Raw genomic sequence first — 12,404 nt, 5'->3', positions numbered from 1 at the left:
ACCTAATGAATTACCACTCTTTTTATAAGTTATTTAAAGAGGGGACACGTTGTATTAGCTCGCCCGTGTCGATTTGCTTTGCTTCTTCGATGGCCTGACATGGCGAGCCAAAATACGGCTTCGTTCTTGTTTCACTTCCGTCTGCTTTCTCCACGACCATAAACGCACGCGTGCTTCTTTTGCGCTAGTGTCGAGATCGACGACCGGATTAAGGTAAGGTGAATCTGGTTCAAGCTCATGCATCATCACCTCCATAGGCGTCATCTTCCAAGGCTCAAATAGAAGTGGGGTGGGTATGTCTGAAAGTTCTGGTACCCATTTACGGATGAAGTCCCCATCAGAATCGTGTTCTTGGGCTTGCTTGGTTGGGTTGTAAATTCGGATGGTGTTGATGCCTGTTACTCCGGCTTGCATTTGAAACTGTGGGTAGTGAATACCGGGTTCAAAATCGAGAAACAGCTGCGCTAAGTGAGTGACACCATCACGCCAGTCCATGTTCATATGGTGAGTGAGAAAGCTCACCAACATAGAGCGCATGCGGAAATTGATATAACCCGTGTGATGTAGGCAGCGCATACAGGCGTCGACTAAGGGCACGCCCGTTAATCCCATATTCCATGCCTGTAAACGTGCTGGATCTTTTATAGTTTCATTCTGTAATAGCGCTTCATAGGCGTGATTGATGCAGCGAAATTCCATCTCGCATTCCGATTCAAACTTCTGCATGAAATGACAGTGCCAATGAAGCCTAGAGGAGAGCGCAATCAAGCTGCGACGAAACCCTGCGACTTGCCAGTGTCCCAATAGGTGTTGATAAACTTCACGCAACGATATGTTGCCCCATGCCAAATATGGGGACAGGCGAGTGCAAGCATGTCGCGAGGCTTCTGGGCTTGAGATGCTGCGGTAGTAATCTCGACCACGGCGCTCAAAGAAGTCGTGTAACGTTGCCCATGCAAGGGCGCTGCCGCCTGTTTGTATGCCGTTACCTTTGGTTAACCATGCTTGTGGAGGCTCGATTGCTAACTCAAGCTCTGCAGCATCAAGGGTATGCAGTGATTCTGTGGTCAACTGACTCTCTGCGATGGGAGCACGCATGACACTGTTCCAGTGTTTGTCCCAACCGATTCGGTCTTTCGACCCTCTCACAACAGCGCCCTGTGCGAACTCTTGCCAATGGATGTTGTGCTCTTGAAACCAGTCAGATATTTGCTTGTCACGTTCAAAGGTGCAATTTAAGCCTATCTCTTGGTGGGAGAATACATTTTGGATGTGGTAACGCGATTGGATCGCTTCGAAGCAGTCCATAGCACTGCCATGAAGTATTGAAACTTTATGTCCATGCTCTTTCAACGACTGGTTCATGCATTGCAGTGACTGCCAGACAAATCGCCAATGTCGCTCAGAATAGTGGGCATTGTTTAGCAGCATGGGTTCGAAAATGTAGAGCAATATCGTCGGGTGTGGATCTGATAAAGCGTGTAGTAAAGGTGCGTGGTCGGTGAGCCTTAAATCGCGCTTTAGCCACACTATGTTGATTGTTTGCATCTGAGCCCTCATTCGTTTTGAAGCATTACGAGTCAGAGGGCAAAATGTCTCACTGGAAGTGAATTTATTTATTGATAACGAAAGGGCAGACTAGGATCTTCCATGGTGATTATTGGAGGATGCCCAAGCTTTTCAGTTTTCGATAAATGGTATTACGACTGATCCCCAGTATTCGTGAAGTCTTACTGATATTACCTTGGTTAGCTTGATAGGTTTGCAGCAAGGTTTCTTCAACGGTACTTCTTAAATCGTTATTCGCTTTGCCTTTGAGGGCATTAGAAGTCGTCGATTGATGGTGATTATCGTGTGCTAACGACGTGAGGTGTTGAGCAAGGTGGCTCGGAACATGTTCGAGTGTGAGCTGTGGTTCATCACTTGCCAATAGAGCAGCAACCTTAAGTAAGTTGTCTAATTCTCGGATATTACCCGGCCAAGAGTAGGCGCACAATAAACTCATTAGGTGCGGACAAATTGACTGCTCAGAATCGGCGTATTTACGATGAATGTTTTCAATTAAGGCGTGTTTATCTTGTCGGTGTTGCAGACTCGGCAGAGTAAATGCCAAGCCGTTCAGGCGGTAGTAAAGATCTTGTCGAAACTCTCCAGTTGAGACTAACTGCTCGAGGTTTTTATGTGTGGCAGCGATGATCTGACAATCGACTTGGTAGCTCTGATTTGAACCCACAGGCACTACGGATTTGTCTTGCAAAACATGCAGCAATCGACATTGAGCCTCTAATGGCATGTCGGCGATCTCATCTAGAAATAGAATTCCTTTATCCGCTTGGCGGATCTTACCTTGGAACCCTTTATGGCTTGCGCCCGTAAAAGCCCCCGGCGCATAACCGAATAGTTCTGATTCAATAAGGTCTTTAGGCAGCGCACCGCAATTTACCGCCACGAGTGGCGCAGATTTACGCTGGCTTTGTTTGTGTAATGCTTTAACAAATTCGCCTTTTCCAACGCCCGTTTCACCTAGGATCAACAAGCTGATCCCTTTATCGATAACCTTGTTGGCTTGCTGCCAAGCGTGTTCTATCTGCTGCTCGCCATGGTGTAAATCACACGATGCCGAAATAGAGCGCGTGCGCTTGGTAGTAGTTCGTTTGAGGTGCTGTTTTTCAAATACAAAAGGCGTGTCTAATGAGGTTCGGTTGAATAGAATGTCGATGCACTCGCCGACGATCGATGTTTGATCCAGTAGTTGAGAGGCGACCTGATTGTGCGCTACCACTTCTCCGGCTTCATTGGCTATTACAATCCCTTGCCAGCCACTGTGCAATAACGATTTCTCGCAAGCGAGATCGATGCGAGTGGTGCCTTGTGGGATATGGCTCAATAACTGATTTTCAACAAGCTGAACCATATTTTGAACCAGCAGTTGCACCGAACTGTCGTGTTGCTGCTGCTCGCTAGTGATGTCTAATACGCCAATCATTTGCCCTTGATGATCAAATACTGGGCTTGCAGAACAACTGATAAACCGATGCTGGTGGATAAAGTGCTGCTCGCCAATGATGGTCACGGGTTTGGCTTCCACAATCGCAGTGCCAATGGCGTTGGTGCCCTTGAGTTGTTCCTGCCAACACGCTCCAGAACTTAGCGCAATCGAAGTCAGCTTTTCCTTAAACCGCTCTTGCCCCCAACTTGCCAGAATCACTCCTTCAATATCGGTCAGAATCAAACGACTGTCGGTGCGTGCAAACATCTGGTTAAACAGAGGCAGTGCATTGCGCTCGATGATTTGAATCAAGCTCGAGGATTGATGACGTCGCTGCTTAAGAATCGACTGTGGCAGGCGAATATCTTCGGGAAGTCGTCTCTGTTTTAGCCCTGCTTCTGTGCTGCGGTGCCAAGAGGACGAAAGCCAATCTGAGGTGTTTGCTTGTTGAAGGTGCATGACTGTTCCATGTCGTAACAGTGAGGGTGTACCAAATTGGAACAGTTGAACACTGGAGTGCTTTCCATACGGCCGTTCAATGCCAACTCACTTTGGGTTGTAAATGTTTGGTAATCATAGTTTTACAATTTATTAACAACAAGTTTTGAGGTTGTGGCGTGTGATTTGCGTTGTTCTTGTTGTGAAGAAAATACGAAGTATCAGTGTTTTAAACAGAAAGCATAAACATAGGCGTCTTGTCATGAGTTCTTTTCTCAAGAGAAGTCGCCACAAAAATAAGACAGCTCTCGCTCAATAACGAACAACAAATCAAAGAAGGATCTAACTATGATTTACGCACAGCCGGGTAATGACAACGCAGTAGTGAACTTTAAAGCTCAATACGATAACTTTATCGGTGGTGAGTGGGTGAAGCCTGTCAGCGGCGAGTATTTTGATAACACTTCCCCAGTGAATGGTAAGGTGTATTGCCAAGTGGCGCGTTCAACTGAGGCAGACATTAACTTAGCGCTCGATGCGGCGCATGCAGCTCGTGCGAGTTGGGCGGCAACCAGTGTGACAGAGCGTTCGAACATCCTACTTAAAATTGCCGACCGTATTGAAGCTAATCTAGAAGAAATTGCAGTCGCTGAGACGTGGGAAAACGGCAAGCCAGTGCGTGAAACCTTAGCGGCAGACATCCCGTTAGTTGTCGATCATTTCCGTTACTTTGCGGGTTGTATTCGAGCGCAAGAAGGCAGTGCAGCTGAGCTCGATTCAAACACTGCAAGCTACCATTTTCCAGAGCCCATCGGTGTTGTAGGGCAGATCATTCCTTGGAACTTCCCGATTTTAATGGCGGCTTGGAAACTGGCACCTGCTCTAGCGGCAGGTTGTTGTGTGGTGATGAAGCCTGCCGAGCAAACACCAACATCGATTTTGGTGATGATGGAGAAGATCGCCGATCTTCTGCCTGCAGGCGTAGTTAACATCGTGAATGGTTTTGGTAGTGAAGCAGGCCAAGCGTTAGCAACCAGTGATCGTTTGGCTAAGTTGGCGTTTACGGGTTCAACAGAAGTCGGTCACCATATTTTGAAATGTGCGGCTGAAAGCTTGATTCCATCAACGGTTGAGCTGGGCGGTAAGTCTCCAAACATCTACTTCCCAGACATTTTTGATCATGAAGACGAGTACCTAGACAAGTGTGTCGAAGGCATGCTGCTGGCGTTCTTCAACCAAGGTGAAGTGTGTACCTGTCCATCACGTGTGTTGATCCACGAATCGGTTTACGACAAGTTCATCACCAAAGTTGTCGAGCGCGCTCAAACCATCAAGCAAGGTAACCCGTTGGACACTGACACTCAGGTTGGCGCACAAGCCTCTCAAGAGCAGTTTTATAAGATTCTTAGCTACCTAGAGATTGGTCGCCAAGAGGGCGCGAAAGTACTAACTGGTGGTGAAATCGCACAGCAACCGGATGATCTCGGTAATGGTTATTACATTCAGCCAACCATGCTCGAAGGTAACAACAAGATGCGTGTCTTCCAAGAGGAGATCTTTGGCCCAGTTATCGCAGTAACGACATTTAAAGATGAAGCGGAAGCATTAGAAATTGCCAATGACACCGAATATGGCTTGGGTGCTGGCGTTTGGACGCGTGATGCAAACCTAGCGTATCGCATGGGTCGCAATATTGAAGCGGGGCGTATTTGGGTGAACTGTTACCACGCTTACCCAGCACACGCGGCGTTTGGTGGTTACAAGAAATCAGGCATCGGTCGTGAGACACATAAAATGATGCTCGATCACTACCAAAACACCAAAAACCTACTGATCAGCTACGATACTAATCCGCTAGGCTTCTTCTAAACTAGGCTTTTCTAAAATAGATATGTTCTAAAGATAGCTTTCTGAATTAGAGAAAATTAACAACGCAGTCGGCTTAAGAAAAACAAAAAGTAAAAGCAAAACGCCCAATTCAGTGAGTTGGGTGTTTTTATGTTTGAGTGACTCTAGCTTTTCGAAAAGAAGATCTCGGGCTTGTGGGTTGGGCCGTAGTTGCCTTCTAGCTGGGTAAGCTCTAATCCTTGTTTGCCAATCAAAGAACCAACCATCTGGCGGTTGAACGGGTAGTTTTCAGCGTTGTTAATAAACTCATCCACATCGACCCATTTTGCTTCTGCAATTTCATCGGTGTCTTGAATCGCGATCTCTTGAGTTTGAGCGGTAAGGTGACATACAAAGTAGAGGTTCGATTTACCGAACTGATATGGGTGCCTTGTCGCCATGCCAACCACAGACACGAACGTGGCTTCGATGCCGGTCTCTTCTAATGTTTCTCGAACCACAGACTCTTCAATACCTTCACCAAGCTCAATGTGGCCGCCAGGTAGTTTGTAGCCTGTCATGCCGTGCTCTTTGATCATCAGCACTTGGTTATGTTCATTTGTGATCAACGCACCTGCACCTAAGGTGTGGGTCGGGATGAAAGGCACAAACTCGACGATTTCGGATTTGTGGATCAGCGTAATCTCGTCTTCTAGACAGTTGTGGAACACAAAGCCAAGTTCCGTCGTTATCGGAATAAGGTGCGAGAGCGAAATAGGCAGGCTAATCCAAATAATGCCTTTGTTATTCTGCTTCGAAAATTGGGTTATCTCGCTAAGTTCGGCGTTGAATGAATCAGCATCTTGAGGCGCTGTCTCTGGGTCAATGATGATGCCGTTAAATTTGTCGAGCGTAAATTCCACGGGTGATCCTTTATTGTTTTTGATTTATTGGGAGTCGAGCATAGGTGGAGCTTATAACATCTGTAGAGCTTATGACACCTGCATGGCTTGTGAGACCTGCTTTGGGGAGGCTAGAAACAAAAACTGCGCTTGGAAGCCAAAGCGCAGTTTTAAAATAGGGTCTATTGGGATTCGACTCTAACGAATATAGTTTGCATTAATACTCACGTACCAGTGCTGAAGCTTGCCGTCCGATTTTTTGATCCACAAGTCGTTGGTGTAGCTTTCGATCTTGCCGTTAACCGTTAGGCTGAATGTGTTCTCATCGAACTCGCCAAGTTTTACGAACTGGTCTGTGGTAATCAAAAACGGGTTCATGTCGTCCACTCCAACCACATCTGAAATCACATAGTAGTGATAAGTCAGCGGCTTGCTCGCATCATTTGGGTTGCTGCGATACGCCACAAGCTTGAATGGTTCCGTTAATGGGACATCAAGCGTTTGCTTGTCCATGGTCGCTGGAATCGGGATAAACAGCCAAGCGGTAAACAGACCGCTCAGTAAAACCATCAGGAAGAAAAGAGTCTTAATTGCTTTCATAGCAACCTTCAAAATAGGTGATGTTGAAGGTGCCATGGTAACAGGTTTGATTTGTCGATTGTAAGAGTATGAATAAGTGAAGGCGGCACCACTCTGTTAGGAAGTTTGAACAAGTTGACGCACTGTTCATAATTTACGTTTCAGACGCTTTCTATCAAAAAGCGTCTGGATAAATTAGTGAGCGTGGCCTTGTGATAGGTTGATCAACATGACGCCTGCGGCAACAAGCCCCATGCCAATCCAAACTTTTGTGTCCAGATGTTGGCTGTAAACGAAGGTCGATATTAAGCTCACTGTCAAAATAGCTAACCCTGCCCATAGAGAATGCACCACACCAACAGGCATACCCTTCATCGCTTGGCTCAAAAATAGAAACGCTGCCAAGTGCCCTGAGATAACCAGTAAAGCTGGTACTGGTTTAGACAAACTAAATCCATCGGTGGCTTTAAGTGCAACGTGAGAAAGTGCTTCAGCCATTACGCCCATCATCAAGAAAAACCAGCTCATATTCGTACCTTTGTCGTTATGTTATTTGTGTTGGTATAGGGAGGAGTTTAAAAGTGCTAATCGTTGTTTAAGGTTGCTGAAGCTAAACAGCAGGCATAAAAAAGCCCACACCTCACGCTTTTGCAAGGTGTGGGCTAAATAGGTGTCTCTACTTGTTTAGGTAAGCAGCGTGGAACTCAATATGTTCATCAATAAAGCTAGAGATAAAGTAGTAGCTGTGGTCGTAACCTGGCTGCATACGTAGCTCTAAATCGGCATTGGCTACCTTAGCTGCTTCGACCAATTGCTCAGGCTTTAGCTGCTCAATTAGGAAATTGTCTGCTTCGCCTTGGTCTACCAACATTGGCAGTTTAGTGCCTTTGGTTTTTAGAAGCTCAGAGGCATCGTAGTGTTTCCACTCTTCAATATCTAAGCCTAGATATTGGTTGAAGGCTTTTTGTCCCCAAGGGCATTGCATTGGGTTCGTGATTGGGCTGAATGCCGAGATAGAACGGTAGCTATCTTCGTTCTTGATGCCAATCGTTAGGGCACCGTGTCCGCCCATGCTGTGACCAGAAATTGATTTCACTGATGTCACAGGGAAGAAAGATTCAATCAGCGCTGGGAGCTCTGTCACCACGTAATCGTACATGTGGTAATGGCTGTCCCATGGTGCTTGAGTGGCATTTACGTAGAAGCCTGCGCCTTGGCCTAAATCGTAGTTGTCATTGTCGGCAACACCTTCGCCACGTGGGCTTGTGTCTGGGGCAACAATGGCAATGCCTTGCTCAGCCGCGGCTTTGAATGCGCCGGCTTTTTGCATGAAGTTTTCATCGGTACAGGTTAAGCCTGATAACCAATACAAAACAGGAACTGGGTTTTCTTTGCTTGCGTTAGGTGGCAAGAAAATCGCGAAACGCATGTTGCAGTTAAGCGTTGCAGAAAAGTGGGTGTATTGTTTGTGCCAACCACCAGCAACCTTTGCTTGGCTAATGTTTTCGATTGTCATCTATTGTGCTCCGTTAGGTTGATGGTTTGGGAGTAAATTTGTCTATATAACTTAAAGTTTCACCACCCACCGGGCAGGAGGTGGTGAAGACAGTTTCGCTCTGATGTTTAAGTCAGAACTGTGGTCTCGACACCTAAGTATCGAGACCAAGGAGAATTATCTGTCCATGTGTAGAACGGTACGGATAGATTCACCTTTGTGCATTAGGTCGAATGCGTCGTTTACTTCATCAAGGCTCATTGTGTGAGTGATGAACTCTTGAAGACCAAACTCACCCGCCATGTAACGGTTTACGATTTCTGGAAGCTCAGAGCGGCCTTTAACACCACCGAAAGCTGAACCACGCCATACACGACCAGTCACTAGTTGGAATGGACGAGTTGCGATCTCTTGACCTGCACCAGCAACACCAATGATTACTGATTCGCCCCAACCTTTGTGGCAGCACTCAAGCGCTTGACGCATCACGTTTACGTTACCGATACACTCGAAAGAGTACTCAACACCACCGTCTGTCATCTCAACGATAACGTCTTGGATTGGCTTGTCGAAGTTCATTGGGTTGATGCAGTCTGTCGCGCCAAGCTGTTTAGCTAGCTCGAATTTGCTCTCGTTGATATCAACACCGATGATGCGGTCAGCACCAGCCATGCGAGCACCAATGATTGCAGAAAGACCAATACCACCTAGGCCGAATACAGCAACGTTGTCGCCTTTTTCAACTTTGGCTGTGTTCAGTACAGCGCCCATACCTGTAGTTACACCACAACCTAAAAGACAAACTTCTTCAAGTGGTGCTTCTTTGCTTACTTTCGCTAGTGAGATTTCTGGAAGTACTGTGTACTCAGAGAAAGTAGAACAACCCATGTAGTGGAAGATTGTCTCACCATTGATAGAGAAGCGGCTTGTACCGTCTGGCATTAGGCCTTTACCTTGCGTTTCGCGAACCGCTTGGCATAGGTTAGTTTTACCAGATTTACAGAACTTACATTCGCCACATTCTGCTGTGTAAAGTGGGATAACGTGGTCGCCAACTTCAACACTGGTAACGCCTTCGCCGATCATTTCAACGATACCGCCACCTTCGTGACCAAGAATAGAAGGGAAGATACCTTCTGGATCGTCACCTGATAATGTGAATGCGTCAGTGTGACAAACACCAGTCGCTACGATGCGAACAAGAACTTCACCTGCTTTTGGCAGTTCAACGTCAACAGTTTCACGTTTTAGAGGCTCACCTGCTTTCCAAGCGACCATTGCTTTAGATTGGATATGAGTTTGACCAGGTTTGATTTCGATAGTCATTGGATGCTTCCTATTTATGTCATTACAGCGGACTTTTTGATTCTCAATATGCTCAACGTATTAAGCGTAGTTGAGCAAGTTTGTTTCCGCTCTCTCGTTTTGTTGGAGCTAGTATAGGTGTGACTCTAGGTTTTGATAATCCCCCGAAATGGAAAATGATTATTACATATATGTAATAGTTGGCATTGAGAGCCTGCCCGACTTAGTGGTCGTAAACCTTAAGACCAATAAGCCACTTTTAGGAAAGGGGTTGTGCTTTTGAATCGCTTGGATGCATTGCTACCATTGATGTTCGGTCTATCGATGTGTGATGGTTTGTATACTTACATCTGATTTGTATTACCAAATTATTGATGGTTGTGATGTTGGCTAACTGATTGAATTTTAAGGATTGAAGCAAGGTCGCATAAGTACTCTGCATGCGATGTTTTGTAAGATATCAGAAACTATAATGTCATTTTTCTCACCTAATCTCCTCGCCAAATTTTTAGTTCTAACTTTTTGGGAAGAGAAAATGAAAAAGAGTACATTGACCGTACTGTCAGGCTTGATAGCAGCCACACTGGTTGGTTGTAATTCAAGTTCACCAAGTGACGACAACGGTAATCTAGAGAGCGCAGTACAAGTTGCGTTCATGCCAGATATCCATTTCCATGATGTTTACGGTACATTTGAAGATGGTTCGTTCGCAGGGCTCTACAACTCGGATAGTGGCAAGTACGCGACAATCCGAACGATGGAGTCACAGATGAACTCCACCCGTCTGTTCAATGAAAACTACTTTGCGATGATCGCAGCATTGGATGATGTGGTTGAGCGTGGCGTTAAATACGTAGCCTTACCCGGTGACTTTAGCGACGACGGTCAACCGATTCATATGCGTGGCTTGGTTAGCATTTTTGACCACTATCGTGAAACGTACGGCCTTGAGTTTTTTGCAGCGCCGGGTAACCACGATCCAGTGCGTCCATTTACAATCCCAGCAGGTAAATCGGATTACCTTGGCGAGGGTGGTAAGAATCAGCGTATCTACAGCCGCGGTAAAGAAGAGTGTGTTGGCTATGAGGGTGAATGGACAACCATTCCCGGTGAAGGCGACAACCTAGCTACCATATGTACTGAAGAAGTACGAGAGTGGGGCTATGAAGAGATCATGAGCATCCTAGGTACTCACGGCTTCTACCCTCAACAAGATTACCTCTACTTTGAAACCCCTTACAGCAGCGACCAAGCTCGAACCAATTACAGCTATGAATTAGCGAAAGAAGAAGCGGCTTTTGATAAGCGCATGTACGAGATCTGTTACGAAGGGACAGGTGGCAGCTACAAAGAAAGTGGTTACTCAAGCTGTTCTGAAGTGCCTGATACCAGTTATTTAGTCGAGCCAGTTAAAGGGTTGTGGTTGTTGGCAATCGACGCGAATGTTTATCGTCCTAAAGAAAACTCGTCTGATAGCTCTGTAGATGGCAATACTTTTGATGGTTCAAGCAGCGCTGGCTACAACATGATGCTGACTCACAAAGAGCATGTGATCGATTGGATCTCTGATGTGGTAAAAGCAGCGAAAGAGCAGAACAAGACGCTTGTTTCCTTCTCGCACTTCCCAATGACCGATTTCTACAACGGTGCTTCTGAAGAGATTGAAGACTTGTTTGGCGAAGGAAGCCATCAATTGGCTCGTGAACCAGATGACAATACCAGCCGAGCATTGGCAGCGACGGGCTTAAACATCCACGTTGGTGGTCACATGCACTTTAACGACACGGGGAAGAAGAGTTTCAATATCGATGGCGTACAGCACACACTCTTTAATATTCAAGCACCATCGCTAGCGGGTTACATTCCAGCCTACAAGCTGCTGAACATTCGCCCTGATAACCAAATTGAAGTAGAGACGGTAGTCATCGACCAAGTGGCACGTTACAACGAGTTGTTTAGTCATTATGAAGAAGAGCATGCGCACCTAACAGCAAGCGCGGGCGATGATGAAGCAAAAGCTAAGATTTGGAATAAAGAAATTCTAGATTCTGAAAGCTACTACGAACTCACCGACTGGCATATCCGCGAATTAACGCGTCTACGTTTTCTTCCTAGTGACTGGCCAATCGAAATGCGCGCTATGATCATGGAAATGAATGGTAAAGAGATGATGATCATGTCTCAGCTAGAAACGCAGTTCACGGTTTGTCAATTAGCAGACAAGCTGGGTTATCCAGTCGAGGGTTGTGTTGTAAATGGCGTAGACGATTACGAACAATTTAAGCAAGACTGGCAAGCAGCTAAAGTTGAAGCTGAAGCTATTGCATCTCAAGAAGGTCTAGTGCTCGAAGATTTCGCTACATGGGAAGGTGAAACTCTCGCAACTGATTTCTACCGACTACGTAATGCAGACGAACTGGCGTTCCGTGATATCGGTGAAACTCAACTTCGCCAATACGAACTGCTAAGCCGTGAGCTAGCTGAGTTTGACGGCACCGTGGATTCAGAGCTGGGTGACCTTGGCCAATATACCGTAGGTGAAGTGTTCCGCTCTCGTTTCGGCAGCTTGTTCGTGATTCTTGAAAAATTCGCAACAGGTCAAGCGAGTGACCACTTCTTGATTGATATCGACCAACAAACCCTGACGGATCTGAAAGGTGAAGTTAAGCGCGATATTTTAAGAGACTCTACATCAGCAAAATAAGCGTTATATCCTTGTTTTTAAAAGACTAAACACCTTGGTTGTTTGATTGGAAAGAGCCTGTTAGCCATGAGTTAGCGGGCTCTTTTATTTCATATAAGGATGAGTTATCTAAAATCTATTCATTGAGTTTTTTGATTAAGGCATTTTAGGGTACGTCATAATAAT

At 45.9% G+C, this 12,404-nt stretch carries 9 protein-coding genes; 2 read left to right on the top strand and 7 right to left on the bottom strand.

Features of this window, described 5'->3' with window-relative positions; translation table 11 throughout:
• Window positions 1-54 precede the first annotated feature (54 nt).
• Together OCV12_RS16495 and OCV12_RS16490 are read right to left on the bottom strand one after the other, a co-directional pair.
• Window positions 55-1,548, bottom strand: coding sequence for an FAD-binding domain-containing protein (locus OCV12_RS16495; protein ID WP_261886567.1), 1,494 nt, complete (start codon window positions 1,546-1,548; stop codon window positions 55-57).
• A gap of 109 nt (window positions 1,549-1,657) precedes the next feature.
• A complete protein-coding gene (locus OCV12_RS16490) occupies window positions 1,658-3,448 on the bottom strand; it encodes a sigma-54-dependent Fis family transcriptional regulator (RefSeq protein ID WP_261886566.1) in 1,791 nt (596 codons plus the stop codon).
• Window positions 3,449-3,775: 327 nt separating this feature from the next.
• Here OCV12_RS16490 and exaC point away from each other — a divergent pair, with 327 nt between their 5' ends.
• Window positions 3,776-5,296, top strand: coding sequence for an acetaldehyde dehydrogenase ExaC (gene exaC / locus OCV12_RS16485; protein WP_261886565.1), 1,521 nt, complete (start codon window positions 3,776-3,778; stop codon window positions 5,294-5,296).
• 143 nt (window positions 5,297-5,439) lie between these two features.
• On the opposite strand, the gene OCV12_RS16480 is transcribed toward exaC, so the two are convergent.
• From OCV12_RS16480 to OCV12_RS16460, 5 genes are all read right to left on the bottom strand, one after another.
• Window positions 5,440-6,177, bottom strand: a complete 738-nt coding sequence (locus OCV12_RS16480) for an NUDIX domain-containing protein (RefSeq protein WP_261886564.1) — start codon at window positions 6,175-6,177, stop codon at window positions 5,440-5,442.
• Between the two features lie 177 nt (window positions 6,178-6,354).
• Window positions 6,355-6,756, bottom strand: a complete 402-nt coding sequence (locus tag OCV12_RS16475; protein WP_261886563.1) for a hypothetical protein — start codon at window positions 6,754-6,756, stop codon at window positions 6,355-6,357.
• Between the two features lie 174 nt (window positions 6,757-6,930).
• Window positions 6,931-7,263: a DMT family transporter gene (locus OCV12_RS16470; RefSeq protein WP_008218062.1), complete on the bottom strand. Its 333-nt coding sequence runs from the start codon at window positions 7,261-7,263 to the stop codon at window positions 6,931-6,933.
• 148 nt (window positions 7,264-7,411) lie between these two features.
• Window positions 7,412-8,251, bottom strand: a complete 840-nt coding sequence (fghA, locus tag OCV12_RS16465; RefSeq protein ID WP_261886562.1) for an S-formylglutathione hydrolase — start codon at window positions 8,249-8,251, stop codon at window positions 7,412-7,414.
• A gap of 156 nt (window positions 8,252-8,407) precedes the next feature.
• On the bottom strand, window positions 8,408-9,556 hold the full coding sequence (locus OCV12_RS16460) for an S-(hydroxymethyl)glutathione dehydrogenase/class III alcohol dehydrogenase (RefSeq protein WP_132941942.1): 1,149 nt from the start codon (window positions 9,554-9,556) through the stop codon (window positions 8,408-8,410).
• 514 nt (window positions 9,557-10,070) lie between these two features.
• On the opposite strand from OCV12_RS16460, the gene OCV12_RS16455 reads away from it, so the two are divergent.
• Window positions 10,071-12,239: a metallophosphoesterase gene (locus OCV12_RS16455; protein ID WP_261886561.1), complete on the top strand. Its 2,169-nt coding sequence runs from the start codon at window positions 10,071-10,073 to the stop codon at window positions 12,237-12,239.
• Window positions 12,240-12,404 lie beyond the last annotated feature (165 nt).

The organism is Vibrio pomeroyi (assembly GCF_024347595.1).
GTDB classification, from domain to species: domain Bacteria; phylum Pseudomonadota; class Gammaproteobacteria; order Enterobacterales; family Vibrionaceae; genus Vibrio; species Vibrio pomeroyi.
The sequence above is the reverse complement of the archived record's forward strand: the minus strand, read 5'-3'. Positions and strand labels throughout refer to the sequence as shown.

Excerpts from the sequence above, each read along its gene's own strand:
- OCV12_RS16460 (WP_132941942.1), bottom strand. The coding sequence starts at position 9,556 with ATGACTATCGAAATCAAACCTGGTCAAACTCATATCCAATCTAAAGCA.
- OCV12_RS16475 (WP_261886563.1), bottom strand. The coding sequence starts at position 6,756 with ATGAAAGCAATTAAGACTCTTTTCTTCCTGATGGTTTTACTGAGCGGT.
- OCV12_RS16455 (WP_261886561.1), top strand. The coding sequence starts at position 10,071 with ATGAAAAAGAGTACATTGACCGTACTGTCAGGCTTGATAGCAGCCACA.
- OCV12_RS16495 (WP_261886567.1), bottom strand. The coding sequence starts at position 1,548 with ATGCAAACAATCAACATAGTGTGGCTAAAGCGCGATTTAAGGCTCACC.
- fghA (WP_261886562.1), bottom strand. The coding sequence starts at position 8,251 with ATGACAATCGAAAACATTAGCCAAGCAAAGGTTGCTGGTGGTTGGCAC.
- OCV12_RS16490 (WP_261886566.1), bottom strand. The coding sequence starts at position 3,448 with ATGCACCTTCAACAAGCAAACACCTCAGATTGGCTTTCGTCCTCTTGG.
- OCV12_RS16470 (WP_008218062.1), bottom strand. The coding sequence starts at position 7,263 with ATGAGCTGGTTTTTCTTGATGATGGGCGTAATGGCTGAAGCACTTTCT.
- exaC (WP_261886565.1), top strand. The coding sequence starts at position 3,776 with ATGATTTACGCACAGCCGGGTAATGACAACGCAGTAGTGAACTTTAAA.